Source organism: Xanthobacter nonsaccharivorans, from assembly GCF_043194755.2.
Lineage (GTDB): Bacteria > Pseudomonadota > Alphaproteobacteria > Rhizobiales > Xanthobacteraceae > Xanthobacter > Xanthobacter autotrophicus_G.
In genome coordinates this window covers 3,917,572-3,940,920 of the sequence record NZ_CM195526.1, presented here as the reverse complement: position 1 = coordinate 3,940,920, position 23,349 = coordinate 3,917,572, and the positions used below count along the sequence as shown (strand labels likewise).

Sequence of the window (23,349 nt, the reverse complement as noted above, 5' to 3'; positions counted from 1 at the left end):
TAAACTGCCCGATCGGGAATCACAAAAACTTTAGATCGATAGTTCATCTGCGTAATGTACCCTGTAGCGGCATCGCGGGAAGGGAGAGTGCAGAGTTCCCGGAAAGTGCACACTGCGATCGCGGCGTCCCCGTTTCGTCACGCACGGCCGGAATGAGGCTGAGGGCAAAGGGGAGGAACGCTCCTATGTTCGCTATTCCTCGCATGAGGCTGGCACTGGCGGCTCTGGCCGCTTTTGGCCTTGCCGACTCCGTTCACGCACAGCAAGCCGGCAAGCCCAACATCGTCGTCATCATGGGCGACGACATCGGCTGGTATAATGTCGGCGCCTACAATCAGGGCATCATGGCCGGCCGCACGCCCAACCTCGACCGACTGGCGAGCGAGGGCATGCGCTTCACCGATTATTACGCCGAAGCGAGCTGTACCGCCGGCCGGGCCAATTTCATCACCGGGGAACTGCCGATCCGTACCGGTCTGACCACGGTCGGCCAGGCCGGCTCGCCGCTCGGCATACCGGACGAGGCGGTCACTCTCGCCACCACCTTGAAGGCCATGGGTTACGCCACCGGGCAGTTCGGCAAGAACCACCTCGGCGACCTCAACAAATTCCTTCCGACCGTGCACGGCTTCGACGAATTCTTCGGCTACCTCTACCACCTGGATGCGATGGAAGACCCCTCGCATCGCAACTATCCGCCCGCGTTGCTGGATCGCGTGGGCCCGCGCAACATGGTTCACAGCTGGGCCACGACCACCGACGATCCCACCGAGCAGCCGCGCTGGGGCAGGATCGGAAAACAACGCATCGAGGATGCGGGGACGCTCTATCCGGAGCGGATGAAGACGGTCGACGACGAAATCCTCGACTTCACGCTGAAGTTCATCGACAAGGCCAAGGCCGACAGCAAGCCGTTCTTCGTGTGGCTCAATCCCACGCGCATGCATGTCATTACCCACCTTTCGGACAAGTACGAGAACCTGCGCACGCCCGAAAACGGCTGGTCCATCGAGGAGGCCGGCATGGCGCAGCTCGACGACGTGGTGGGCAGCGTCCTGAAGAAGCTGAAGGACATGGGCGTCGACGACAACACCATCGTCGTCTTCACCACCGACAACGGCGCAGAGAACTTCACCTGGCCGGACGGGGGCCAGACGCCGTTCGCCGGCGGCAAGGGAACCGGCCTGGAGGGCGGCTTCCGCGTGCCTGCGCTGCTGCGCTGGCCCGGCAAGGTGCCCGCGGGCAAGGTCGAAAACAGTATCGTCTCCGGCCTCGACTGGTTCCCAACTTTGGTGGCAGCGGCCGGCGATGCCAACATCGTGGACGAACTGAAGAAGGGTAAGCAGCTCGGGGACCGCTCGTACAAGGTGCATCTCGACGGCTACAATCAGATGGACCTGATCACCGGCAAGGGAGCATCAGCGCGCAACGAAGTCTTTTACTTCACCGAAAGCACGCTTTCGGCGGTGCGCATCGGCGACTACAAGTATCGCTTTACTGATCAGCCCTCGGGCTGGTTGGGCGCGACGGTCAAGGTGGACTGGCCGATCCTGACCAATCTCAGGCTCGACCCGTTCGAGCGCACGGGGATGCCGACCTCGAACAGTGGATCCCTCAACTACTACAGCTGGTTCGTCGATCAGTTCTGGCGCTTCGTGTTCGCGCAGCAGGAAGTGGCCAAGCTCGCGCAGACAGCCGTCGACTTCCCCCCGATGCAGCAGGGCGCCAGCTTCAACCTGTCGGCCATCAAGGCGCAAGTCGATCAGGCCGCGACCACCCCCGCGGCCAAGTGAGCCGACCGCTGCTGAAAGGGATCATGTGGTGGCGCGGGATCCTCTCCCGCGCCTGTGGCGTTTATGGGCGCGGGCAGGCCCGGCAGCTCCTCTTCCAGCTTCGCGCCCGTGTCCAGCAGGATAAAGCGCGATAGAGCGTCCTCCGCTCCATTCGTTCACCAAGGGGCTTGCGCAAGGCTGCCAGCCGCCAGGCGGCTCTATCCGGTTTGGCGGTCAGCTCCAGCCTGTCGGCTGCGCTGCAAGCAGACGGCCCGAAGCCGGACATGGTCAGCGTCGCTCGGGGTCAGGTTCGGCGGGCGCGCCGCGTCCGGCCTGCCGGGTGGGCGGCTGAGGTCAGCACAGGGTGACGTTCACCGCCAGGCCGCCCAGCGAGGTTTCCTTGTACTTGGCCTGCATGTCGGCACCGGTCTGGCGCATGGTCTCGATCACCTTGTCGAGGGTCACGTAATGCTGGCCGTCGCCGGACAGCGCCAGCTGGGCGGCGGTGATGGCCTTGGCCGCGCCGAGGGCGTTGCGCTCGATGCAGGGGATCTGCACCAGCCCGCCCACAGGGTCGCAGGTCAGGCCCAGGCAGTGTTCCATGCCGATCTCGGCGGCGTTTTCGATCTGGGCGTTGGTGCCGCCCAGCACCGCGGCAAGGCCCCCCGCCGCCATGGAGCAGGCCACACCCACCTCGCCCTGGCAGCCCACCTCGGCGCCGGAGATGGAGGCATTGGTTTTGTAGAGCGCGCCGATGGCGGCAGCGGTCAGGAGGTAGTCGTGGGTCGCGCCCGCGACGGCCTCGGGCCGGCTGCGGTGGAAATAGGCAAGCACCGCCGGGACGATGCCCGCCGCGCCGTTGGTGGGCGCCGTCACCACCCGGCCGCCCGCGGCGTTCTCCTCATTCACCGCGATGGCGAACAGCGTCACCCAGTCGAGCCCGCTGAGACGCCCGCCGGCGTCGTTCAAGCCGTCGCCGGCCATGAGCCGACGGTGGAGGGCCGGCGCACGGCGGCGCACACGGAACGGCCCGGGCAACTCTCCCTCCGTGGCCAGCCCCCGCTCGATGCACGCGCGCATGGCGGCCCAGATGGCGTCGAGGCCGTCCCGCACCGCCTTCGGCGGGCGTTGGGCCGCCTCATTGGCGAAGGCGAGCTCGGCGATGGTCAGCCCGTGCGCTTCTGCCTGCTCGAGCAGGTCCTGGGCCGAGCGGAAGGGATAGGGCAATGCCGGGCCCTCCGCCTCTGGCGTCGCCGTCTCGTCGGCGGCGACCACGAAGCCGCCGCCAACGGAGTAATAGTCCCGCTCCGCCAGCACCGCCCCGGCCGCGTCCCTGGCGGCGAAACGCATGCCGTTGGGGTGTCCCGGCAGCGTGCGGTCGCGGTGCAGCACGATGTCGGTGGCCTCCGAGAACGCGATCGCGTGGCACCCGGGCAGAACCAGCCGGCCGGTGCGCGCGACCTCCGCCACGAGGTGGGCGCCGAACTCCAGGTTCATGGCCTCGGGCCTGAGCCCGGCGAGGCCGAGCACCACGGCGCGCAGTGTGCCGTGGCCCTCGCCCGTGAGGGCAAGGGAGCCGAACAGCTCCACCTGCAGCCGGGCGACGCGGCCCATGAGCGCCCGTTCCCGCAGCTCGGCGAGGAAGCGCCCGGCGGCGCGCATGGGGCCCACCGTGTGGGAGCTGGAGGGGCCGATGCCGATGCGGAACAGGTCGAAGGCGCTCACGGACATCGCGCGACCGATCACTTCAGGGGCGAGAACGAGGCCGGGGTCAGGAAGAAGCTCTCCTGGTGCACCAGATAGGGCAGCATGCGGGGCACGAAGGCCTGCCATTCGGCGTCCTGCGCGAGCTTGGCGCGCTGTGCGGTGCGGTGGCCGAGATCATCATAGGCCCAGATGAACAGCACCGAGTTCAGCACGCCGCTTTCCGTGGTCCAGCAACCGATGAGGCGGGCATAACGGGAGATCAGCGGCAGGCCCTCGACCTCGTAGAACTTGAGGAATTCGGCAGCCTTGCCAGGCGAGACGCGATAGGTGCGGTGTTCGAAGATCATGGCGGAGCATCCAGGGAGCAGGGCCGTATCGGCGCGCCGGGCCACCCCGAGAGGCGGCGTGCGGCGTCGGCCGGAGGCGACACGGGCGATCCTAGATCATCCATGTTAGTCGTCAACTGACGACTTAAATGGCGTGAAAATTTGCAACATGGCGCAGGATCGGGCACAGTCCGAGGCCTCGGAGAGGCAATGCATTTCGGGGACATGGATCGTGAAGGCACAATCGACCGCCCTTAAGGAGAATGCGGCCGCGAAGCGGGCCGCTGCGGCCAAGGCGGAGCCGAAGCCGGACGCCAAGGCTGCTGCCGGGCCGTCGAGCGGCGCGGCCAAGCCCGCGGCCGGCCGGGCGGCGAAGGTGCCCGCAAGCAGGGCCTCTGCCAAGGCCGGGGCAACGGCCGCCGCCAAGCCTGCCACCAGGTCTGCCTCCAAACCCGCCACCAAGTCTGCCACCAAGTCTGCCGCCAGGCCCGACCGGGTGCGCATGAGCCCGCAGGACCGCCGCCGGCAGATCCTGGAGCAGGCGGCGGACTTCTTCTCCGAATATGGCCTGACCGCTCAAACCCGGGGCCTGGCGGCCGCCTGCGGCATCTCCCAGCGCCTGCTCTACCGCTATTTCCCGACCAAGGAGGCGCTGCTCGAGGAGGTGTACCGCGCCGCCATCGTGGGGCCATTCAAGGCGGTGTGGTTCGCCGAGCTCTCCGACCGCGGCATGCCGCTGGAGAAGCGCCTGATCCGCTTCTACGACGACTATTTCTCCACCGTCTTCACCAATCGCTGGTTGCGGCTGTTCATGTACTCGTCGCTGGCCGACGTGGGCATGGCGCCCAACTACACCTCGTCCATGATTCTCCAGCTCCTGGAGATCGTCGTGGCCGAGGCCGGCCGCGAGCAGGGCGTCAAGGTGCCTGCCGATGCCGACCTGCAGCACGAGATCGGCTGGACCTTGCACGGCGCCCTCTCGCACTACGCCATCCGTCGCCATCTCTACAATTTCCCCCAGAAGGTGGATCAGGCGACCATCGTCGGCATCCATGTGGCGCAGTTCCTCGGCGGATTCCGGGCCGCCGTGGCGGCCTGCTCCGGCGCGCCGCACAGCGTCAATCGATGACGATCAGCTAAGACGTCAATTGACGACTTAATTATCCCTGTTCTAAGCTCCCCTTCATGAGCCGGATGGCGGACGGGCCATAACCGTCTGCTTCCGCGGGCCGCATCGCACGGCCTGCTGGCGCCGTCCGGCCACGCATCGACACAGAGGGGATGCAGGCAATGGTTTCTCAAGGTGGCCCCGGGCGGGCAGCCAATCGACTCGGACGGCGGGAATTCCTCAAGGCGAGCGCGCTCGCCGGAGCATCCCTGGCCCTGCCGCGGATCGCGGGGACGGCGCAGGCTGCCGGCGCCCTCTCGATGCAGACGTGGTCGGCAGCGGTGGACGTGGTGAAGAGCCACCTCTCCGCGTTCGAGAAGAAGACCGGCATCCATGTGGACTACGGCAACGCGCCGTGGGCCCAGTATCGCGAGACCATGGTGACGAAGTTCGCCGGCGGCGCGCCGGTGGACCTCCTGTGGGTGTCCGACGCCTGGCTGCCCGAATGGGCGGAAGCCGGCTGGATCGCCCCCATCGACGGCTACGACTTCCTCACCAAGTACAATTCGGACGTGGTGCCGTTCTGCACCGACTCGATGATCTATAATGGCCACCAGTACGGCCTGACCTATTACACCGACTACATGGGCTTCCTCTATGACGCCGAGAAGCTCGCCGCCGCCGGCTTCAGCGCGCCGCCCAAGAGCTGGGACGAGGTGGTCGAGCAATCCCTGGTCATGAAGCAGAAGGGCATCGCGGACTTCCCGCTGATGCTCTCCATGGCCCAGGAAAGCTGGCTCATCGAGTTCATGTCGGCCCTCGTCTTCTCCCACGGCGGCGCCTTCACCGATGCCGCCGGCAAGGCGGTGATGCAGGACCCCAAGAAGGGCGCCGTGTCGGCGCTGCGCTTCGTGGTGGACGCGGTGCGGAAGCACAAGATCGTCTCCCCCGCCTGCGTGGAGACCGGCGAGCTCGCCGGCCTCAAGGCGCTCTCCGCCGGCAACCACGCCTTCGCCATCCTGCCCAAGTATCGCCTGCGCGTGCTCAACGACCCGGCGCAGTCCAAGGTGGCGGGCAAGATCAAGCAGGCGCTGATGCCCATGGGCCAGGACGGTTCCCATGCCACGGTGGGCTGGATGCGCTTCCACGGCATGTCGGCCCAGACCGCCAAGAACAAGCCCCGCGCCGAGGAGACCGCCCGCCTGATCGAATGGTTCGGCGGCAAGGCGGACGGCCAGTATTTGTTCCAGAAGATCCTGTTCCTGGATGCCGGCTCCGACTTTGCGGTGAAGCCGCTCTATGACGACCCGGAGATCCAGGCGGCCTACGCCAAGTTCGCCGACTTCGAGATGGTCCGCGCCCAGCAGGCCCTGGCCCGCAAGAAGGACGTGATCCAGCCCTGGTTCGGCGAGTGGAACGAGGCCAATGGCGCCGCCTGGCAGGGCGCCATCCTCGGCAACGCGACGCCCGAGGCCGTGCTCGCCCAGTCCGCCAAGACCTGGGACAAGCTCAAGTCCCGCGCCTGAGACCGGGCCCTTGCGGTGTCCGTCAGGACGGCGGCCGGGATCGGCCGCCGCCGGTGGCGCCGCGCGCCCAAAGAGATGAGAGCGATGACCTCATTTGACGCATCGGCCGGCGGCGCCCGGCCGTCCCGCCGAAGGTTCGGCCAAAGGTTCGGCTACGAGGAGCGCAGCGCGCTGCTGTTCCTGCTGCCGGTCATGACCGTGCTCATGGCGGTGGCGGTCTTCCCGATCCTCTATTCGCTCTACCTCAGCTTCTTCGACGTGAAGCTCACCCGGCCCAACCGGATGCCGTTCGTCGGGCTCGACAATTATGTCGAGCTGTTCGAGCAGCCTCTGTTCTGGACCTCGGTGGAGCGCACGGTGGTGTTCACCGTCATCTCGGTGACGGCGGTCACGGTGATCGGCCTCCTGGTGGCGCTGCTGCTGAACGAGAACTTCCGCGGCCGGCGCCTGCTCAGCACCATCATCCTGATCCCGTGGGCCATCCCCTATGTGGCCGACGCGCTGATGTGGAAGTGGATCTACGATTCCGGCTACGGCGCGCTCAACGGGCTGCTCTACCAGCTCGGCTTCATCGACAAGTACATGGTCTGGCTGGGCGACCAGAACAAGACCATCTGGCTGATCGCCAATGCCTTCGTCTGGAAGGAGGTGCCGCTGGCGGCCATCCTCCTGCTCGTCACCCTCAAGTCGATCCCGGAAGACCTCTACCAGGCCGCCAAGGTGGACGGCGCGACGCTGTGGCGGCGGTTCGTGCATGTCACCCTGCCGGCCATGCGGCCGGGCTTCATGCTGGTGCTCATCTACGAGACCATGGTGGCGATCCGGCACTTCGACCTGTTCTTCGTGCTCACCGAGGGCGGGCCGGGCAACGCCTCCCACACGCTGTCCTGGCACATCTACGTGGAGACGTTCCGCTCGCTCTCCTTCGGCACCGGCGCAGCGCTGGCCTACATCCTGGCCCTCATCACCTTCGGCCTCGCCTATCTCATCATCCGCACCGTCGGAAGGAGCCGTTGACGTGACCGGAGCCGCCCTTTCCGCCCAGCCGGACTATCGCCGGCGTGCCCGCCTCTCCCGCCTCGGCCGGGCGGCGGTGATCCTCGCGGGGTCCCTGGTCCTCGCCCTCTATGTGCTCGCGCCGGTGGCGTGGCTGGTGTCCTCCTCGTTCCAGACCGAGAAGGAGATCGTCTCGGTGCCGCCCCACTGGCTGCCCCACGAGCCCACGGCCCGCAACTTCAAGGCCATCTTCCTCGCCGGCGAGGAGAAGGTCACCTACGAGACGCGCAAGACCACCGACGCCTCGTCCGGCGGCTACATCCCGCCCACCGCGCAGAACCTGCTGCCGGCCATGGGCAACAGCTTCCTGGTGGCCACCATCGTGGTGATCCTGAACCTGCTCGTCGGCACGCCGGCGGCCTATGCCATGTCGAAGATCCGCTATTGGGGGCGCGACGGCTCGGTCTACTTCATCCTGCTGACGCGGGTGGTGCCCGACATCGCGCTCATCGTGCCGTTCTTCCTGGTCATCCGGAAGCTCGGGCTGCTCGACACGCGCCTGTCCCTGGTCATCACCTATCTCGCCGTCACCATCCCCTTCACCGTCTTCATCCTGCTGCAGTATTTCGACGGCCTGCCGGACGAGCTCGACAAGGCGGCGCGGGTGGACGGCTGCTCGCGGTTCCAGGCGCTCACCAAGGTGTTCCTGCCGCTGGCCATGCCCTCGCTGGTGGCCGTGGTGCTGTTCACCTTCCTGACCAGCTGGAACGAGTTCCTGTTCGCGCTGATGTTCACCCAGACCATCGCCTCCCAGACGCTGCCCATCATGGTGGCATCCTTCACCTCCGATTTCACCATCAGCTTCTCGTTCATCAACGCCGCGGGCGTGGTGGCCATCGTGCCGCCGGTCATCGTCGCCGTCGTGTTCGAACGCTACATCGTGTCCGGCCTCACCGCCGGCGCCGTCAAAGGCTAACGGAATCCAACGATGGCCAGCATCACCTTCAGCCACGTCAACAAGCGCTACGCCAACGGCAACCTCGCGGTCGACGACCTCAACCTGTCCATCTCCGACAAGGAGTTCATCGTCCTGCTCGGCCCCTCCGGCTGCGGCAAGTCCACCACGCTCAACATGCTGGCGGGCCTGGAGGAGGTCACCGAGGGCGAGCTCCGGTTCGACGACGAGGTGGTGAACTACACCCCGCCCCACCGGCGCGACGTCGCCATGGTGTTCCAGAGCTATGCGCTCTACCCGCACAAATCGGTCTACGAGAACATCGCCTTCAGCCTGCGCATGCGCAACGTGAAGGCCGACGAGATCGAGCGACGGGTGCGCGATGCCGCCACCCGGCTGGAGATCGCCCACCTTCTGGACCGCAAGCCCAGCCAGCTTTCCGGCGGCCAGCGCCAGCGCGTGGCGCTGGGCCGGGCCATGGTGCGCAAGCCCGCGGTGTTCCTCATGGACGAGCCGCTCTCCAACCTCGACGCCGCGCTGCGCATCTCCATGCGCGCGGAGATCAAGGAGCTGCACCGCACCATGCAGACCACCTTCGTCTACGTGACCCACGACCAGGCCGAGGCGCTCACCCTTGCCGACCGCATCGTGGTGATGCGCCACGGCGTGGTGCAGCAGGTGGGCACGCCGGACCAGATCTACGAGAAGCCGGCCAACACCTTCGTCGCCTCCTTCCTCGGCAGCCCGCCCATCAACTATCTCGACGGCGCGCTGGTGCCGGTGCCGGGGGGCCTGGAATTCCGCCGCGGCGCGGTGCGGCTCGCCCTCTCCCCCTTCGCGGCGGAGCGCCTCGCGGCGAGCGCCGGGCGGCAGGTGCGGCTCGGGCTGCGCTCGGAGGACGTGGACGGGCACCGTGCCCCGGCGTCCGACGCCGCCCTGAGCGGGCAGGTGACCTCGGTGCTGCCGGTGGGCTCCGACCAGTTCCTCGGCATGAAGGTGGAAGGCGAGGAGATGTTCTTCCGCGTCGGCAAGGACGTGCGCCACGCCGACGGGGAGACCGTCATGCTGGCGGTGGACACCGCCCGGCTGCACGTCTTCGACGCCGAGACCGGCGCGAACCTCATCTGGTGAGATCTTGAAACCGGCAGCCTTCGATTATCACCGGGCTCAGACCATCCCCGAGGCTCTGGAGCTGATCGCCCGCTTCGGCGGGGAGGCCAAGGTGCTGGCCGGCGGCCAGAGCCTCGGCCCCATGCTCAACCTGCGCCTCGCCCGCCCGGCGCACCTGATCGACCTCAACGACCTCGTGGAGCTGGACAGCGTGCGGCGGGCCGGTGACCTGCTGGTGGTGGGCGCCCTGACGCGGCACCACCGCGTCGCCACCGACCCGGAGATCGCGGCGGCCTGCCCGATCCTCGCCGCGGCCGCCTCGACCATCGGGCACTATGCCATCCGCCAGCGCGGCACCCTCGGTGGCAGCCTGTGCCACGCCGATCCTGCCGCCCAGATGCCGCTCATCGCGACCCTGCTCGATGCGGAGATCCGCGTTGAAAGCGCGGCTGGGCGGCGGAGCCTCCGCGCCCGCGACTTCTTCGCGGCGAGCCTCGTCACCGCACTGGCGCCGGACGAGATGGTGACCTCCGTCGCTTTCCCGGTGGCCGGCCCGCGCAGCGGCTGGGGGTTCGAGCTGTTCTCCCGGCGCCACGGCGATTTCGCCCTGGTCTCGGTGGCCACCACCCTCGCCCTCGCGCCCGACGGAACGGTGGCGTCGCTCCGCCTCGCTCTGGGCGGCGTCGCGCCCACCCCGCTGGCCATGGATGCCACGCTCGCTGGCCATCTCGGCGCGCCGCCGGATGCCGCGTGGCGCGCCCGCGTCGCCGCCGACGTGGCCGCCGCCATCGCGCCGGACGAGGATCCGCGCATTCCCGCCCTCTACCGCGAGGAGCTCGCGGCCAGCCTGACGGCGCGCGCGCTGGCCGCTGCGCTTGCGCCGGCCGGCGAAGGTCTTCCCCATGAGCCCGATCATGAATGATGCCGTCTCCATCTGCCTCACCGTCAACGGCTGCGACCACGAGGTGCGTGTTCCGCCGCGCAAGCTGCTCTCCGACGTGCTGCGGGAGGATCTCGGCCTCACCGGCACCCATGTGGGCTGCGAGCATGGCGTGTGCGGCGCCTGCACCGTGCTGATCGACGGCGCGCCGTCCCGTGCCTGCCTCACCTTCGCGGTGCAGATGGAGGGCCACGAGATCACCACCATCGAGGCGGTGGCGAAGGACGGGGTCCTGAGCCCGTTCCAGCAGGCGCTGCACGAGGCCCACGGCCTGCAATGCGGCTTCTGTACGCCGGGCATCGTCATGACCTTCGAGGCCTATCTGCGCGACCACCCCAACCCGGAGGCGGAGGAGATCCGCGACGTGCTGTCCGGCAACCTCTGCCGCTGCACCGGCTATCAGGCCATCGTCTCGGCGGTGCTGAAGGCCGCCGCGGTGATGCGGGAGGTGGGGGCATGACGGCCGCCGCCGAAGGCTTCTCCCAGATCGGCCGGCCGCTTCCGCGACGCGAGGACCGCCGCCTCCTGACCGGGACCGGCCGGTTCGTGGACGACATCGCCATTCCCGGCGCGCTGCACGCCACCTTCCTGCGCTCACCCCACGCCCATGCCCGCATCCGCGCCATCGACACGAGCGCTGCGGCGGCCATGCCGGGTGTCGTCGCGGTGGTGACCGGGCGCGACGTGGCCGAATGGACCACCACGCTCCAGATGGCCCCCGCCATCGAGGGCCTCGTTCCCACGGCCATGACCACTTTGCCCCTGGACAAGGTGCGCTTCCAGGGCGACCTGGTGTGCTGCGTGGTGGCCACCGATCGCTATCGTGCCGAGGATGCCGCCGAGGCGGTGGAGGTGGAGTACGACATTCTGCCCGCCGTGCCCGACATGGGCGCCGCATTGGCCGAGGGCGCCCCGCTGGTGGACGACAGCCTCGCCAGCAATCGCCTCGCCCACCAGCTGTTCGCCGCGGGCGACGTGGCGGCGCGGCGGCGTGGGGCCCATGCGGTGGTGGAGGCGGAATTCGCCCAGCAGCGCATGACCCATGTGCCCATCGAGACCCGCGGTTGCGCCGCCGTGTGGGACGAGGGGCGCGCGCACCTCACCTTCCATGTGGGCAACCAGGTGCCCCACCCGCTGCGCACCCAGCTCGCCCGGCGCCTGTCCCTGTCTGAATCCCAGATCACGGTGATCTGCCCCGACATCGGCGGCGGCTTCGGCCAGAAGATCGCGCTCTATCGCGAGGAGCTGACCGTGGCGGCGCTCGCCATGCGGCTGAAGCGGCCGGTGCGCTGGCGCGAGGACCGCCTGGAGAATCTCCAGGCCGCCTGCCACGCCCGCGAGGCCACCTGCCGCACCCGCGCATCCGTGGCCGAAGACGGGCGCATTCTGGGCCTGGAGCTCGACATCCGCGAGGATTTCGGCGCCTACAGCTTCTTTCCGGGCAACTATATCGCCCGGGTCATCGCCCTGATCCTCACCGGGCCCTACCGCATCTCCGATTACAGCTACGAGATCACGGTGGCGCTCACCAACAAATGCGGCGTCGGCCCCATGCGGGCGCCCATGGCCATGACCAGCTGGGTGATGGACGGCACGCTGGACGCGGTGGCCCGAAAGCTCGGCCTCGACCCGCTGGCGGTGCGCCGCGTCAACATGCTTTCCCCCGAGGACCTGCCCTACACCATGGCCACCGGGGAGGTCCTGGAGGACATCACCCCGCGCGAGACGCTGGAAGCGGTGGTGGGGGCGGTCGGCTATGAGGAATTCCGCCGCCGCCAGACGGAGGCGCGGGCCGAGGGGCGCCATCTCGGCCTCGGCCTCTGCTCGGTGGTGGAATCCACCACCTACGGCTCGCGCTTCTACAAGTCCGCCGGCATTCCCGGCTCCGGCCATGAGGCGGCCTGGGTGCGCATCGAGCCCACCGGCGTCGTCAACGCCTCGGTGGGCCTGATGGGCACCGGCCAGGGCTATGAGACCCCCCTTGCCCAGGCGGTGGCGGAGGGGCTCGGGGTGGACACCGCGCAGGTGCGCATCGCGCTGGGCAACACCGACGTCGCGCCCTACGGCATGGGCAGCCGCGGCGCGCGCGGCGCCACCGCCGGCGGTGGCGCGCTGTTCCTATGCGCCCGCAAGGCGCAGGCCCATGTGCTCACCGTCGCCGCCCACATGCTGAACCTCAACAGCGCCGACGAGCTGCGGCTCACCGACGGCCAGGTCGAGCGGCGCGTGGCAGGGACCTGGACCGCCGCCGGCATCGGCCTCGCCGACGTGGCGCGCATCGCCTATCTCGACCCCACCGCCTTGCCCGGCGGCGTCGAGCCGGGCCTCGACTTCTCGCTCTCCTACGACCCTCCTCCCATGACCTATTCCAACTCCGCCCACGCCTGCGAGGTGGAGGTGGATCGGGAGACGGGGCGCGTCGCCATCCGCCGCTACGTGGTGGCGGAGGATTGCGGCACGGTGCTCAATCCCATCGTGGTGCGCGGCCAGCAGCAGGGGGCCGTCGCCATGGGGCTGTCCGGCGCCCTGATGGAGCAGGTGTTCTACGACGAGACCGGGCAGAACCTTTCCAGCACCCTCGCCGATTATCTGCTCGCCACCGCCTGCGATCTGCCGGACTTCGAGATCCTGCCCCTGCACACGCCCAGCCGGCGCACCCCGGCCGGCATCAAGGGCATGGCCGAGGGCGGCGTCATGGGCGCCATCGGCGCGCTGACCAATGCGGTGAACGACGCGCTGGCGCCCTTCGGGGCGGTGGCCGAGCGCCTCCCGCTTTCCGCCCCCTATATCCGCGGCCTCATCGCCGGCCGCCGCTGACATCCAGGAAGGACCAGAATGACCCCGTTGCGCCCCATCCGGAAGGTCGGCTTCATCGGCCTCGGCATCATGGGCTCCAGCATGGCCGGCCACGTCCAGGCCGCCGGCTACGAACTCCACGTTTTCAACCGCACCCGCGCCAAGGCCGACGAGCTCGTGGCCAGGGGCGCCGTCTGGCACGATAGACCCGGCGAGCTGGCGGCGGCCTGCGACGCGGTGATCTCCATCGTCGGCATGCCCGACGACGTGGAGGCGCTCTATCTCGGCGCCGATGGGCTCATTGCCCGGGCGGCGCCCGGCACGGTGCTGGCGGACATGACCACCTCCAGCCCGTCGCTCGCCATGCGCATCGCCGCGGCGGGCGTGGAGAGGGGCGTGCCGGTGCTCGATGCCCCGGTCTCCGGCGGCGATGTGGGCGCGCGCAACGCCAGGCTCTCCATCATGGTGGGGGGCGAGGAAACCGCCTTCGCGCACCTCGCTCCGGTGTTCGCCGCCATGGGCGACAACATCCTGCGCCAGGGCGGGCCGGGTGCCGGCCAGCACACCAAGATGGCCAACCAGATCGCCATCGCCTGCAACATGATGGCGGTGTGCGAGAGCTTGTCCTATGCCGCGCGCGCCGGGCTCGACCCCCGGGCGGTGCTGAAGTCCATCGGCACGGGCGCCGCCGCGAGCTTCGCTCTCTCGGTGCTCGGCCCGCGCATGCTGGACGGCGATTTCGCCCCCGGCTTCTACGTGCGCCACTTCATCAAGGACATGGGCATCGCCCTTGCCGAGGCCGAGCACATGGGCCTCGATCTGCCGGGCCTCGCCCAGGCCAAGCGCCTCTATGACACCCTCGCCGCGGCGGGCCACGCGGACGACGGCACCCAGGCGCTGTTCCGCCTCTATGCCGGCCTCTGAGGCCGAATCCGGAGCCTTGCCATGGACATTACCGGCGAATACCGCATCCCCGCCCGCCAGGAGGCGGTCTGGGCCGCGCTGAACGATCCGGACGTGCTGCGCCGCGCTCTGCCCGGCTGCCAGACGCTGGAGCAGACCGGCGCGCAGGAGTTCACCGCCACCGTGACCGCCAAGGTCGGCCCGGTCTCGGCCACCTTCAAGGGCAAGGTGGAGCTGTCCGACCTCGACCCGCCCCACGGCTACACCCTCTCGGGGCGCGGGCAGGGCGGCCCGGCGGGCTTCGCCAAGGGCTCGGCCCGGGTGCGCCTCGTCGCCGACGGAGGGGACACGGTCCTCACCTACAGCGCCGAGGTGGACGTGGGCGGCAAGCTCGCCGCCGTGGGCGGACGGCTCATCGGCGGGGTGGCGAAGACCATGGCGGACCAGTTCTTCGGCGCCTTCTCCCGCATCGTGGCGGGTGAGGCGGCGGGCGGCCCGGCGGAAGCCGAGTCCCCCGCCGCCCCGGCGGCGGCGCGGGCCATCCCGGTCCATCCTGCCGTCCCGCCCGCCGCGCCGGCCACGGCGGCCCCGGCCGCGACGGCCTATGGCCTGCTCGACCGTTTCGCGTGGCTGGTGGCCGGCGCCGGCATCGGCACCGTGGCGACATTGCTCCATCTCGGCCGGTTCTAACGGAAAGCGCGGACATGACCGACATCCCCGCCCGCATCGCCGCCATCCTGCCGGAGCTCACGGCATGGCGGCACGATCTCCACGCCCATCCCGAGCTCGCCTATGAGGAGCACCGCACGGCGGCTTTCGTGGCGGAGCGGCTGGGCCGCTTCGGGCTGGAGGTGCATGCCGGCCTTGCCGGCACCGGGGTGGTTGGGGTGCTCAGGGGCGCCGGGAACGGCCCGACCATCGGCCTGCGCTGCGACATGGACGCCTTGCCCATCGCCGAGGCCACCGCTCTGCCCTACGCCTCCACCCAGGCCGGGCGGATGCACGCCTGCGGCCATGACGGCCACACCACCATGCTGCTGGGCGCGGCGCGCATTCTCGCCGAGACCGGGACAGGCGGTGCCACCTGCGTCTTCATTTTCCAGCCCGCCGAGGAGAATGAAGGCGGCGCCAGGACGATGGTGGCGGATGGGCTGTTCGATAAATTCCCCATGGACGCGGTCTATGGGATGCACAACTGGCCAGGCCTGCCGGTGGGCCATATGGCGGTGCATGGCGGGCCGGTCATGGCCGCCTTCGACACCTTCGAGGCCATCGTGGAGGGCAAGGGCAGCCACGGCGCCATGCCTCACCAGGGCATCGACCCCATCGCCATCTCCGCCCAGCTGGTGAACGCCTGGCAGACCATCGTCTCGCGCGCCGTGAACCCCATCGAGGCGGCGGTGGTGAGCGTGACTCAGATCCATGCCGGAGACACCTGGAACGTCATTCCCGACCAGGTGGTGCTGCGCGGCACCACGCGCTGCTTCCTGCCGGATGTGCGGGACCTGATCGAGGCGCAGATGGCGACGCGGGCGGACCTCATCTGCCGCGCCTTCGGCGCCACCTGCCGTTTCTCCTACACCCGCCGCTATCCCGCCACCCTGAACACCCCGGCCGAGGCGGAAACCGCCAAGGCGGCGGCGGTGGCTGCGGTGGGGACGGCGGCGGTCGCCACCGACCTTGCCCCCAGCATGGGGGCGGAGGACTTCGCCTTCATGCTGGAGCAGCGGCCGGGCGCCTATGTGTGGCTGGGCAACGGCCCGGCGGAGGATGGGCGCCATCTCCATTCCGCGCGCTACGACTTCAACGACGCCGCCCTGCCTCACGGGGTGCGCTACCTCGTGGAGCTGGCCCGCAGGGCCGGCGGCTCCTGAGGGGCTTCAGGCGGCGGTCCCTTCGGCGACGGCGGCCTTCGCCCGCCGAGATGCCCCCTTGGCGCGCTGACGGATACGCGGCGCGCTTCAAATGCGGGCATTCTGGCTGTCTGCCAATGGGATTTAGGCCGGTTCGCCGATGAGGCTCAGTCGGGCCCCTACAAGCGGACGTTCCCTGGGGCCGGGAAGGGGCAGGCCGAGGCTGGTGCTGGTCCCGGCACTGGCAGGGGAAGCGCCGCACCGGCCGCCGCGCCCGTCATTTTACGGGGTTGTTCCAAGGGCGCGCGTTTCCTAGATTGGCGGTCTGAGCGGCGACAATGCCCGCTGCTCGATCGATGGGGACTGGATGTCAGAGCTTGTGTGATTAAGGCTCTCTGATCTCAGAGAGCCTCGTGAGTTCAAAGCCGCCGGGTGCATGCACGCCCGGGTGTTTTGTCACGTCTGTCACACGAGATTTCCATGAACATCTCACGAAATGAACAACGTGCGCTGCACGTGCTGGCCCTTGGCGGGCACATTCTGCACGCGCGGGGCGACGGTCCCAAGATCACGTCCGCGACATGCGTCTCGCGCGAGGGGATGGCCCTTGCCGACTTCGACCTGGCTGTCTTCACCCGATTGCGGCGGAAACGGCTGATCGAATCCCGGGCGGGCAGCCCGTACCGGATCTCGAAACGCGGCCTCACCTCCGTTCGCGCGCAACTCGACAACCAGGGGGCATGACATGCTGATCCGAGATGAAACGGCCGGTGACATCCCGGCGATCGGCCGGCTTGTGACTGAAGCGCTCCGGATGCTTCCGCAATCCACCGGAACCGAGGCGGGCATCGTGGAGAAGCTGCGCGCAGACGGCGCGCTCGCCCTCTCGCTCGTGGCCGAGGACGAAGGTGAGGACGAGGGTGAGGTGATCGGCTATCTGGCCGCCTCGGCGGCCCGGATCGGGACGCAGGACGGCTGGGGCCTGATCGGCCCGCTTGTCGTTTTACCGGCGAGGCATCGCCAGGGGATCGGCACGGCCCTGATGGCAGAAGCGCTCCGCCGATTGCGGGCGACCAGCCGGGGCGCGGCGCTGGTGGGCGACCCGGCCTATTATGGCCGGTTCGGCTTCCGGGCCTTCCCCGGCCTGGGCGTGGCTGGCTGCCCCCCGGAGGTGGTGCAGGCCCTGCCCTTCGACGGCACCGAACCGCGCGGAGAGCTGATCCATCATCCGGCATTCGGCCTGGCTCAGCCGGAGTGACCGAGAGGCGGGCTGCATCCTCAGATGGTGCAGCCCGCCCACTCATCTCGGCTGCAGTCGAACGGCGGGAAGCGGCCAAACGCAGGCCGCGCCGGTGTCATCCTGGCCACCGCCCGGAAGCGGGCCTCACCACGGTCCGGCAGGGGGCACGGGCGATGATCGCGCGCCACCTCGACGACGCCCGAGCCCAGGCCGCGCTGGGATCGGCCCGGCGCCCGAGGCGATCAGGCGAGGCCTTCTTCCTCCGGCCCGTTCAGAGCCCCGCCGCTTTCAGCGCCGCGGACTGGCGCGCCTCCACCCCCTCCGCTGTGAAGTCGGCGATGGCCGCCTCGAACAGGCGGTGGAAGTTCAGCTCCGCCTTCAGGTGCAGGAACACGGCGCCGAGGCCGATGGCGGCGCGGTCCATGAAGACGAATTCCCGCGGCACCGTCACCGGCCCCAGCTCCTTCAGGGCCTTGTGCACGGTGAAGGCCTCCTTGCGCCCATACTGGCCGGGCGCCACACCGTCGGCGATGGAGCGCACCCGGTCGTCCATGAGCGGACCGTAGATGAAGCGCGCCCAGATGTTGAGGACATCGATCAGCTCGCGCTTCAGCCCCTTGAAGCCCCAGGTCTCGTAGGCGTGCACCACCCGCGCGTCGTCCCCCGCCATGAGGCCGCGATAAAGGTCCACCACCCCGGCCACGAACCGAGGCGGGAAGATGCGGATGCAGCCGTAGTCGAGCAGGTTGATGCCCCGCGGCGCGCCGCCTTCCGAAAAGACCGTGTAATTGCCCAGGTGCGGGTCCCCATGGATTACGCCGAAGCGGGAGAAGGGCAGCCACCACGCGGCGAACATGGCCTCGGCGAGCTGGTTGCGCTCGGCGAGGTCATGCCCCGTGAAATTCAGGATCTTCTCCCCCTCCAGCCACTCAAGGGTGAGAAGCCGCCCGGTGGAGAGGTCCTCCCGCACCCGGGGCACCCGCACCCGGGGCTCGTCGGCCAGCATGGCGGCATAAAGGGCGGCGTGGCGCGCCTCGCGGCGATAGTCCAGCTCCTCGCGCACCCGCGCGCCGATCTCGCCGGCGATCTCCCGGGTGTCGATGGCCCCGTCCATGCGGCGGTGGATGGAGAAGAGGATGTCGAGCTGGGCGAGGTCGGCCTCCACCGCCGCCTGCATGTCCGGATACTGGAGCTTGCAGGCCACCGTCTCGCCGTCGAGGGTCACCGCCTTGTGCACCTGGCCGAGGGAGGCGGCGGCGGAGGGCTGGTGCGCGAACGAGGCGAAGCGCGTCTCCCAGTCGCGGCCCAGCTCCGACATCATGCGCCGGCGCACGAAGGACCAGCCCATGGGCGGGGCGTCGCTCTGGAGCTTCTGCAGCTCGGCGGCATATTCGGGGGGCAGCACGTCCGGAATGGTGGCCATCAGCTGGGCCACCTTCATCAGCGGCCCCTTGAGCGAGCCCAGCGCCGCCGTCAGCGCCGCGGCATTGCCGCCCTCCCGGTCGAGGCCCATGAGCCGCGACCCGGCGATGCGCGCCGCCACCCCGCCCACATTGGCGCCGACGCGGGCATAGCGGGCGGCGCGGGCGGAGAAGCGGTTTCTTTCCTCGTCGACCATGTACGGACCTTGCTCGCTGGAGGACGCGCCAGAGGCGCCGCGCGCTCCCTGTCCTGAGGGGGAGGCGGCTCCACTCTCATCGGATCCGCCGCCCCGGCGCCTTGATCTGTTACGCCCCGGCGCGACGGGCGGATCGGCAGGTGAGAGCGAGCAGGATGAGCAGCAAAAGCGGCGTCAGCACGTCCGTATAGAGGATGGGGCCGGCATTGCCTGCGGCAAGATTTCCCGTCTCGGCGATCTCCACCACATGGGTCGCCGCCGCCCCGCCGAGGAAGCCAGCCGTCATGACGGCGACGGCGAGGCGGAAGCCCCAGCTGGGGTAGAAGGCGGCGATGACGCCGGCCACCCCGAGGCCGAGGTTGGCGGCCCCCACCTCGGTCTGGAACGGGCTCGTGGCCCAGCCGATGGCGGCGGCCGAGCGGGCCGGAAACACGATGTGCCCCAGCGCCGCCCACAACCCCATGAGGCCCACCGGGAACAGGTTGATGTAGCGCAGCAGCAGGTTCGCCCCGTGCCACGGCGGGCGGGGCGAAGGCGGCCGCGCCAGCCCGGCGGCGGTCAGGAGGAGGACGGCGGCGTAGCACAGGATCGGCACCCAGAAGACCATGGCATTCCCTTTCCGGAACTGCCGGAAGGTGACAGAGGCAGACCCGCACCGCCAGTGCCCCGCATCCGCCGGCCGGCGGACCCTTGCCGCCGCCGCGTGGCCGGCGTGATCGGAGTACGGCTCCCGATGCCTCGCCTTGCGGGATGCGCTTGCCCGCAGGGCCCATGCCTGCGGGCTCGCCGCCCGGTCGGGGCGGGCGGGCTGGCTACCGCCCGCCGTGCCGGCCGGGGAGGGAGGCGCCGTGCTCGGGCGCGCGTCCAATGGCGGGGGCGGGGAGGCGGCGCATGTGGTGTCCTGCCGTGCCATCGGCTGCGGCACCGTGATGCGGCGACCGGGGCGGCGGACGGCACGTTCTATCCCCCGGATCAAAGGTATTTTAGAACCGTCTTGCTCGACGGCGGGGCGGGCGTGCCGCTGCCGGCGCCACGGGGCCTCCGGCTTTGGCCTGAGATCGTCGAACGTCCAACCTGACATCCTGGAACCCGGCTTGCGGCCCGTATCGTGTCTCGGGGCATGGCGCTCGCTGCCGCCTTGTTTTCCGCCGCGCCTCCCATCCCCGTGGCCCTTGAGAGGAACGGGGCTGATGCCGGCACCTTCCACAAGGCGGTGCTTGATGCGTCCGTCGTCTCCCACCCGCGGAGGCCGATGCCCGCGCGGTTCCGCCGCCGGTGGCGCAGGGGCATGAATGGCGGTGAAGACCGGTGCCGTGACCATGCGCCAAGCGGCTGGCGGGCTTGCGTTTTTTCCTGATGGGGCGGGGATGCCGCGCCTGGCGGCCATCATCTCATGGTTGAATCTGAACGCCCCTCGGAGGGAGGGCGCGTGGTCCTGCCCGGAAACGGCCGGCAGGCGCCAGGACAAGTCTTTGAAAAGACGGGATTTACAAGCCTCTCGCCGGCCCCCGTCCGCTTCAGGCCACGGCGTAGAGCGGATGCTCCCGGCGGAGCTCCTCCACCAGCAGCTCTTCCACTTTCTGCAACGCTGGCGGGCGGTTGCCGGCGCGGCCGTACAGCATCATCTCCATGTCCGGCAGGCCGGCGCAGTCGAGATCCGCCACCCGCGCGAGGTCCGGCCGGAGCGCCCGCGGCGAGCGCACCGTCACCCCCATGCCCGCCCCCACCGCCGCCATGAGGCCATGCAGGCTCGGGCTGGTGAAGGCGACGCGAAAGGCCCGGCCCGCCGAGGTGAGGGCCGAGATGGCGGCGCTGCGGCAGATGCAGGGGCTCTCGAACAGCACCAGCGGCACCGGCTCGTCCCGGTCCAGCCTCAGGCTGCGCGCGGCGATCCAGACCATGGGCTCGCGCAGCAGCAGGATCGAGGGCAGGTCGCTCTCCGCCCTGAATCCCACCGCGAGATCAAGGTCTTCCGCCTTCAGCTTGTCCAGCATGATGGACGTGGCGCACACCCGCACGGTGATGGGCGCCTGCGGGAAGCTCGCCGACAGGCGCAACAGGATGCGGCGCATCACATCCTCGCCCACGTCCTGCACGAAGCCGAGCCGCAGCGGCTGGGCAAAGGCGCCATGCACATGCTGGGTGAGCACCTGGTCGTTGAGATCGAGGAGGCGGCGGGCATCCTCGAGGAAGGCGCCGCCCCGCGGCGTCGGCGTCACCGCGCGCCCGCGCCGTTCCAGCACCTGGAAGCCGAGGGCCTCGGCCAACCGGTCCATCTGCAGGCTCACCGCCGACTGGCTGCGCCCAACCTTGCGGGCCGCCGCGGAGATGGAGCCGAGGTCGACGACGGCGGCGAAGCTGCGCAACAGATCGAGATCGAGATTGCGGATCATTTTATGAGGATAGCAAATTCATTGGATTTTAGAATTCAAATTTTCTCATGAATGTATGTGGCCTAGGGTGAAGCCCTCTCCAGCGAACGGAGGCTCCCATGCCCCTTCTCGACGTCAAGCTCTCAGGCGAACCCGATGCCGCCCTCGCCGCCATGGTGGCGGCCACCCTTTCCGACATCACCGCGCATGTCCTGCGCAAGGATCCGAAGGTAACGGCGGTGGCGGTGTCCTTCGTCCCGGCGGCCCAGTGGTTCGTGGGCGGCGAGGCCCTGAGCCGGAAGCAGCGCGCGTCTTTCTCCCTCGACATCCAGGTGGTGGACGGCACCAACACCAAGGATGAGAAGGCGGCCTATCTCGAGGCGGTGTTCGCGGCCATGGGCGCGCTCCTGCCGGAGCTGGATGTGGAAAGCTACATTCTGGTGCGGGAGGTGAAGGCCGATGCCTATGGCTTCGGCGGCCGCACCCAGGAGAGCCGCTATGTGGAGCGCAAGCTCAACGCGGCCTGAGCGCCGCGGCGCCGGTGCCTGAAACGCAAAATGCCCGGCCATGGGGCCGGGCATCGGATGTTCAGATGGTCAGGGCCCTGGTGGAGCCGGCTCGCAAGCGAACGGCCAGGCCGCTCACCAGGCCGCTCACTTGCCGGCGAGAAGGGGCTCCAGCTGCTTGTCCCACCACTCGATGGGCATGGCGCCGGACTCTTTCTTGCCGTTGATGAAGAAGGTGGGGGTGGAGTTCACGCCCAGCTGCGTCGAGGCATAAGCGGCGCTTTCCTGCACCTTCTTGGCGAGGTCCTTGTCGGTCAGGCATTTCTCGAACTCGGCCTGGCTCATGCCGGCCTGGCGGGCGATGGCGAGCAGGCCCTGGAACGCCTTGTCCGAGGGATCGGACGCGCTGGCACGGACGAAGGAGAGCTGGCGCTCGAACAGCACCGAGACCATGGGATAATACTTGTCGTCCGGCAGGCAGCGGGCGAGCATGAAGGCCGCCACCGCCACGTCGTCGAACGGGAACTCGCGGAAGATGAACCGCACCTTGCCCGTGTCGATGTACTTCTTCTTCAGCTCGGGGAAGGTGGTGGTGTGGAAATGCGCGCAGTGGCTGCACGTCATGGAGGCGTACTCGATGACGGTGACCGGCGCGGTGGGGCTGCCGAGCGCCTTCTCCGGCAGCGGGCTGGCCGCCGGCGCGAGGAGCTTGACCTGATCGGCCGATTGCGCCGCGGCCCGGTCGAGGGAGAGGGGCAGGCCCAGCCCGGCGATCAGGGCGGCGAGGCCGGCTCCGGCCAGGAAGCGGCGGCGGTCGATAATCATGGTCGTCTCCGGAAGGTCCGTCGGTGCAGGCGGGAGCCTTGTGGGTCGCATCACCTAATCCGTTGCAGCGTCGGGACAGTAGAGGGGCGGGGCACGCGAGGACGAAGTTCGGGAACAAGGACGGCCGTATGGCACGCGCCGTGAGATGTTTCGCGCTCTAGCATGTCGAGGATATGGCGGCAAACGCCTGCCCGATCACAGCTTGGTCAGCTTCGCGCCGCCGGGCGGCTCGCGCCCTAGCGGCGTGTGCCGCCCCGCTCGCGCCGCACGAGGGCTCCGAGCCGGGCGAGGGACGTGGCCAGTTCTTCGTCCTCGAACGTGCCGATTTCGGCCCGCACGCTGGCGACGCTGGAGCTGTCCGGCGGTGGCGGCAGGGTGGGGCGGGCGTAACGTTGTGGCACCGGCCCCTGCCGGAGGGCGAGGCGCTCGACGCAGCGCCAGCCGAAATAGGCGTTGATGCGCTCCACCACGATGCCCGCGGCATATTGCAGCTCGATGGCGTAGGCCCCTTCCACCCGCACCATGAGGGTCGCAGCGGCGCCTTCCTCCTTCGGCCACTGCAGGCGCAGGGGCACGCAGCGCGGGGCAAGGTCCGGCCCGACGATCTCGTCCCAGTGGGTCACGACTTCCACCACCGAGAATCCGGCCTTGCCGCAGGCATCGCTGATCACCGGCGCCGCATAATCGGCGAGGGGGCGGGGACCCGAGGCGCGGCGGGGCTTGAAATTGGGCTGTTTCACGGTGTGGGAATCGAATTCTCGCTTAAGAGGCGGAGCGTGGCCCCTTGTCGTCGCAC

At 69.1% G+C, this 23,349-nt stretch carries 22 protein-coding genes; 15 read left to right on the top strand and 7 right to left on the bottom strand.

What is annotated here, in order from left to right:
* Nucleotides 1-185: 185 nt before the first annotated feature.
* Nucleotides 186-1,793, top strand: coding sequence for an arylsulfatase (locus V5F59_RS18000; protein ID WP_393976577.1), 1,608 nt, complete (start codon nt 186-188; stop codon nt 1,791-1,793).
* Between the two features lie 333 nt (nt 1,794-2,126).
* Here V5F59_RS18000 and V5F59_RS17995 read toward each other — a convergent pair whose 3' ends face one another.
* Both V5F59_RS17995 and V5F59_RS17990 read right to left on the bottom strand, forming a co-directional pair.
* Nucleotides 2,127-3,503, bottom strand: a complete 1,377-nt coding sequence (locus tag V5F59_RS17995) for an L-serine ammonia-lyase (RefSeq protein ID WP_393976576.1) — start codon at nt 3,501-3,503, stop codon at nt 2,127-2,129.
* Nucleotides 3,504-3,514: 11 nt separating this feature from the next.
* The gene (locus tag V5F59_RS17990; protein ID WP_393976575.1) at nt 3,515-3,826 is read right to left on the bottom strand and encodes an NIPSNAP family protein; all 312 of its coding nucleotides are present in this window, start codon (nt 3,824-3,826) and stop codon (nt 3,515-3,517) included.
* 211 nt (nt 3,827-4,037) lie between these two features.
* On the opposite strand from V5F59_RS17990, the gene V5F59_RS17985 reads away from it, so the two are divergent.
* The 13 genes from V5F59_RS17985 to V5F59_RS17925 all read left to right on the top strand — a co-directional run bounded on the left by V5F59_RS17985 (nt 4,038) and on the right by V5F59_RS17925 (nt 17,250).
* Nucleotides 4,038-4,934, top strand: coding sequence for a TetR/AcrR family transcriptional regulator (locus V5F59_RS17985; protein ID WP_393976574.1), 897 nt, complete (start codon nt 4,038-4,040; stop codon nt 4,932-4,934).
* A 161-nt stretch (nt 4,935-5,095) separates the two neighbouring features.
* Nucleotides 5,096-6,439 (top strand): extracellular solute-binding protein, encoded by a 1,344-nt coding sequence (locus tag V5F59_RS17980; protein ID WP_393976573.1) that lies wholly within the window; start codon nt 5,096-5,098, stop codon nt 6,437-6,439.
* Between the two features lie 84 nt (nt 6,440-6,523).
* Nucleotides 6,524-7,456 carry a carbohydrate ABC transporter permease gene (locus V5F59_RS17975; RefSeq protein ID WP_393976572.1) on the top strand — a complete coding sequence of 311 codons (933 nt, stop codon included), beginning with the start codon at nt 6,524-6,526 and terminating at the stop codon, nt 7,454-7,456.
* 1 nt (nt 7,457) lies between these two features.
* Nucleotides 7,458-8,411, top strand: a complete 954-nt coding sequence (locus V5F59_RS17970; RefSeq protein ID WP_393976571.1) for a carbohydrate ABC transporter permease — start codon at nt 7,458-7,460, stop codon at nt 8,409-8,411.
* Nucleotides 8,412-8,423: 12 nt separating this feature from the next.
* Complete coding sequence (locus V5F59_RS17965; RefSeq protein WP_393976570.1) at nt 8,424-9,521, top strand: ABC transporter ATP-binding protein; 1,098 nt, start codon at nt 8,424-8,426, stop codon at nt 9,519-9,521.
* Nucleotides 9,522-9,525: 4 nt separating this feature from the next.
* The gene (locus tag V5F59_RS17960) at nt 9,526-10,422 is read left to right on the top strand and encodes an FAD binding domain-containing protein (RefSeq protein WP_393976569.1); all 897 of its coding nucleotides are present in this window, start codon (nt 9,526-9,528) and stop codon (nt 10,420-10,422) included.
* On the top strand, nt 10,415-10,900 hold the full coding sequence (locus V5F59_RS17955; RefSeq protein ID WP_393976568.1) for a (2Fe-2S)-binding protein: 486 nt from the start codon (nt 10,415-10,417) through the stop codon (nt 10,898-10,900). The genes V5F59_RS17960 and V5F59_RS17955 overlap by 8 nt, the downstream gene beginning before the upstream one ends.
* A complete protein-coding gene (locus V5F59_RS17950; protein WP_393976567.1) occupies nt 10,897-13,257 on the top strand; it encodes a xanthine dehydrogenase family protein molybdopterin-binding subunit in 2,361 nt (786 codons plus the stop codon). The genes V5F59_RS17955 and V5F59_RS17950 overlap by 4 nt, the downstream gene beginning before the upstream one ends.
* 18 nt (nt 13,258-13,275) lie before the next feature.
* On the top strand, nt 13,276-14,160 hold the full coding sequence (locus tag V5F59_RS17945) for an NAD(P)-dependent oxidoreductase (RefSeq protein ID WP_393976566.1): 885 nt from the start codon (nt 13,276-13,278) through the stop codon (nt 14,158-14,160).
* A 21-nt stretch (nt 14,161-14,181) separates the two neighbouring features.
* Nucleotides 14,182-14,829, top strand: a complete 648-nt coding sequence (locus tag V5F59_RS17940; protein ID WP_393976565.1) for an SRPBCC family protein — start codon at nt 14,182-14,184, stop codon at nt 14,827-14,829.
* A 14-nt stretch (nt 14,830-14,843) separates the two neighbouring features.
* A complete protein-coding gene (locus V5F59_RS17935) occupies nt 14,844-16,013 on the top strand; it encodes a M20 aminoacylase family protein (RefSeq protein WP_393976564.1) in 1,170 nt (389 codons plus the stop codon).
* 459 nt (nt 16,014-16,472) lie between these two features.
* Nucleotides 16,473-16,736, top strand: a complete 264-nt coding sequence (locus V5F59_RS17930; protein WP_393976563.1) for a YjhX family toxin — start codon at nt 16,473-16,475, stop codon at nt 16,734-16,736.
* A 1-nt stretch (nt 16,737) separates the two neighbouring features.
* The gene (locus tag V5F59_RS17925) at nt 16,738-17,250 is read left to right on the top strand and encodes a GNAT family N-acetyltransferase (RefSeq protein ID WP_393976562.1); all 513 of its coding nucleotides are present in this window, start codon (nt 16,738-16,740) and stop codon (nt 17,248-17,250) included.
* 253 nt (nt 17,251-17,503) lie between these two features.
* Here V5F59_RS17925 and V5F59_RS17920 read toward each other — a convergent pair whose 3' ends face one another.
* The 3 genes from V5F59_RS17920 to V5F59_RS17910 form a co-directional block, all read right to left on the bottom strand.
* Nucleotides 17,504-18,850, bottom strand: a complete 1,347-nt coding sequence (locus V5F59_RS17920) for an ABC1 kinase family protein (protein ID WP_393976561.1) — start codon at nt 18,848-18,850, stop codon at nt 17,504-17,506.
* Nucleotides 18,851-18,959: 109 nt separating this feature from the next.
* Complete coding sequence (locus tag V5F59_RS17915) at nt 18,960-19,457, bottom strand: DUF6790 family protein (protein WP_393976560.1); 498 nt, start codon at nt 19,455-19,457, stop codon at nt 18,960-18,962.
* Nucleotides 19,458-20,367: 910 nt separating this feature from the next.
* Nucleotides 20,368-21,243: a LysR substrate-binding domain-containing protein gene (locus tag V5F59_RS17910; RefSeq protein WP_393976559.1), complete on the bottom strand. Its 876-nt coding sequence runs from the start codon at nt 21,241-21,243 to the stop codon at nt 20,368-20,370.
* Nucleotides 21,244-21,341: 98 nt separating this feature from the next.
* Here V5F59_RS17910 and V5F59_RS17905 point away from each other — a divergent pair, with 98 nt between their 5' ends.
* Nucleotides 21,342-21,749 carry a tautomerase family protein gene (locus V5F59_RS17905; protein ID WP_393976558.1) on the top strand — a complete coding sequence of 136 codons (408 nt, stop codon included), beginning with the start codon at nt 21,342-21,344 and terminating at the stop codon, nt 21,747-21,749.
* 126 nt (nt 21,750-21,875) lie between these two features.
* Here the strand turns inward: V5F59_RS17905 and V5F59_RS17900 are convergent, their stop codons facing one another.
* Together V5F59_RS17900 and V5F59_RS17895 are read right to left on the bottom strand one after the other, a co-directional pair.
* Nucleotides 21,876-22,553, bottom strand: coding sequence for a DsbA family protein (locus V5F59_RS17900; RefSeq protein WP_393976557.1), 678 nt, complete (start codon nt 22,551-22,553; stop codon nt 21,876-21,878).
* Between the two features lie 236 nt (nt 22,554-22,789).
* Entirely contained in the window at nt 22,790-23,293 is a 504-nt protein-coding gene (locus V5F59_RS17895) for a DUF721 domain-containing protein (RefSeq protein ID WP_393976556.1), read from the bottom strand.
* Nucleotides 23,294-23,349: the final 56 nt, after the last annotated feature.